At 59.1% G+C, this 3,410-nt stretch carries 1 rRNA gene; it reads right to left on the bottom strand.

Features of this window, described 5'->3' with window-relative positions:
- Nucleotides 1-83: 83 nt before the first annotated feature.
- Nucleotides 84-3,218, bottom strand: a 23S ribosomal RNA gene (locus tag GCU56_RS22855).
- Nucleotides 3,219-3,410 lie beyond the last annotated feature (192 nt).

The following is a 3,410-nucleotide window of genomic DNA, read 5'->3' as shown; positions in this document are numbered from 1 at the left end:
GGGGTCGTGCGTTCAGAGCTGCACAGTGGACGCGTTGTTCGATCTGACCTGGACCTGCCCTGGTGAAGTTTTCTTGGGGGTGTGTGGTCAAGCCCTCGGCCTATTAGTACCGGTCAGCTCCACACCTTGCGGTGCTTCCACTTCCGGCCTATCAACCCGCTGGTCTGGGCGGGGGCCTTACCCGGTTGACCCGGTGAGAGACCTCATCTTGAAGCGAGCTTCCCGCTTAGATGCTTTCAGCGGTTATCCCTGCCGAACGTAGCCAACCAGCAGTGCACCTGGCGGTACAACTGGCACACCAGAGGTTCGTCCGTCCCGGTCCTCTCGTACTAGGGACAGCTCTTCTCAAGTCTCTTACGCGCGCGGCGGATAGGGACCGAACTGTCTCACGACGTTCTAAACCCAGCTCGCGTACCGCTTTAATGGGCGAACAGCCCAACCCTTGGGACCTACTCCAGCCCCAGGATGCGACGAGCCGACATCGAGGTGCCAAACCATCCCGTCGATATGGACTCTTGGGGAAGATCAGCCTGTTATCCCCGGGGTACCTTTTATCCGTTGAGCGACACCGCTTCCACATGCCGGTGCCGGGTCACTAGTCCCAGCTTTCGCTCCTGCTCGACCCGTCGGTCTCACAGTCAAGCTCCCTTGTGCACTTGCACTCGACACCTGATTGCCAACCAGGCTGAGGGAACCTTTGGGCGCCTCCGTTACATTTTGGGAGGCAACCGCCCCAGTTAAACTACCCACCTGACACTGTTCCTGATCCGGATCACGGACCGAGGTTAGACATCCAATTCGACCAGAGTGGTATTTCAACGGCGACTCCACGGACACTGGCGTGCCCGCTTCACAGTCTCCCACCTATCCTACACAAGCCGAACCGAACACCAATATCAAGCTATAGTGAAGGTCCCGGGGTCTTTCCGTCCTGCCGCGCGTAACGAGCATCTTTACTCGTAGTGCAATTTCGCCGAGCCTGTGGTTGAGACAGCTGAGAAGTCGTTACGCCATTCGTGCAGGTCGGAACTTACCCGACAAGGAATTTCGCTACCTTAGGATGGTTATAGTTACCACCGCCGTTTACTGGCGCTTGAGTTCTGAGCTTCGCACACCGAGGTGCACTAACCCGTCCCCTTAACGTTCCAGCACCGGGCAGGCGTCAGTCCGTATACATCGTCTTACGACTTCGCACGGACCTGTGTTTTTAGTAAACAGTCGCTTCTCACTGGTCTCTGCGGCCACCCCCCGCTGCCCACCGCTAGGGTGTTGACGGGAAATGGCCCCCCTTCTCCCGAAGTTACGGGGGCATTTTGCCGAGTTCCTTAACCACAGTTCGCTCGATCGCCTCGGTATTCTCTACCTGACCACCTGAGTTGGTTTGGGGTACGGGCCGCTCGGAACTCGCTAGAGGCTTTTCTCGGCAGCATAGGATCATCCCATTCGCCTCAATCGGCTATGCGTCAGGCCTCACCCTCGTGTCCGACGGATTTGCCTGTCGGACGGGCCACACCCTTGCACCGGTACTACCACTCACCGGTAGGACTACCTTCCTGCGTCACCCCATCGCTTGCCTACTACCAGTCCGGATCCCGCGCTAGAACCCACGCCTCACCCCGAAGGGATCGGTCACGGGCGTTCGGGCGGTTAGCATCGCTGGGTTCAGCATGGGCGTTCCTTCGCGGGTACGGGAATATCAACCCGTTGTCCATCGACTACGCCTGTCGGCCTCGCCTTAGGTCCCGACTCACCCTGGGCGGATTAGCCTAGCCCAGGAACCCTTGGTCTTCCGGCGGGGGAGTTTCTCACTCCCCTCTCGCTACTCATGCCTGCATTCTCACTCGCGTGGCGTCCACGGCTGGATCACTCCGCCGCTTCACCCGCCACGCGACGCTCCCCTACCCATCCCCACACCTGGCCGGCTCCTCGAGGGAACCGACAGGCACACGTGGAAATGCCACGGCTTCGGCGGTGTGCTTGAGCCCCGCTACATTGTCGGCGCGGAACCACTTGACCAGTGAGCTATTACGCACTCTTTCAAGGGTGGCTGCTTCTAAGCCAACCTCCTGGTTGTCTCTGCGATCCCACATCCTTTTCCACTTAGCACACGCTTAGGGGCCTTAGCCGATGATCTGGGCTGTTTCCCTCTCGACTACGAACCTTATCGCCCGCAGTCTCACTGCCACGCTCTCACTTACCGGCATTCGGAGTTTGGTTGACGTCAGTAACCTTGTGGGGCCCATCGGCCATCCAGTGCTCTACCTCCGGCAAGAAACACGTGACGCTGCACCTAAATGCATTTCGGGGAGAACCAGCTATCACCGAGTTTGATTGGCCTTTCACCCCTACCCACAGCTCATCCCCCAGGTTTTCAACCCTGGTGGGTTCGGTCCTCCACGCGGTCTTACCCGCGCTTCAACCTGGCCATGGGTAGATCACTCGGCTTCGGGTCTAGAGCACGCGACTGCAACGCCCTGTTCGGACTCGCTTTCGCTACGGCTACCCCCCACGGGTTAACCTCGCCACGTACCACTAACTCGCAGGCTCATTCTTCAAAAGGCACGCAATCACCCCGGCCCCGAAGGACCTAAGGCTCTCACGGCTTGTAGGCACACGGTTTCAGGTACTATTTCACTCCCCTCCCGGGGTACTTTTCACCTTTCCCTCACGGTACTAGTCCGCTATCGGTCACCAGGGAGTATTCAGGCTTAGCGGGTGGTCCCGCCAGATTCACACCGAATTTCACGGGCTCGGTGCTACTTGGGAACACGCTCGGGAGGAACGGCGTTTTCGTGTACGGGGCTCTCACCCTCTACGGCGACCCCTTCCAGAGGCCTTCCACTAACACACGCTCTTTATGACTCCCTGTGCCCTCGGCAGAGAACACGGAACGGTCCCACGACCCCGACCACACAACGCCTGCCGGCTATCACATGCGATCGGTTTAGCCTCATCCGCTTTCGCTCGCCACTACTCACGGAATCACGGTTGTTTTCTCTTCCTGTGGGTACTGAGATGTTTCACTTCCCCACGTTCCCTCCACACGCCCTATGTGTTCAGGCGCGGGTCACACCACATGACTGGTGCGGGGTTCCCCCATTCGGAAATCCTCGGATCAACGCTCGGTTGACAGCTCCCCGAGGCTTATCGCAGCCTCCTACGTCCTTCATCGGCTCCTGGTGCCCAGGCATCCACCGTGTGCCCTTAACAACTTGGCCACACAAAACCCCACCGCAGCGCCCGGAAGGACACCCACGGTGGAGACCTACAAGAACTCTTCAACAAGAGTCAGAAGATGCTCGCGTCCACTGTGCAGTTCTCAACGTACGACCAGACACCGGCCACCCGACCCCACCCGACCCAGACCACCCCACGGGGGGCTGGCGGTATGCGATACAGACCGGCCCTGC

The organism is Geodermatophilus sabuli, from assembly GCF_010686765.1.
Classification (GTDB): domain Bacteria; phylum Actinomycetota; class Actinomycetes; order Mycobacteriales; family Geodermatophilaceae; genus Geodermatophilus; species Geodermatophilus sabuli_A.
The sequence above is the reverse complement of the archived record's forward strand: the minus strand, read 5'-3'. Positions and strand labels throughout refer to the sequence as shown.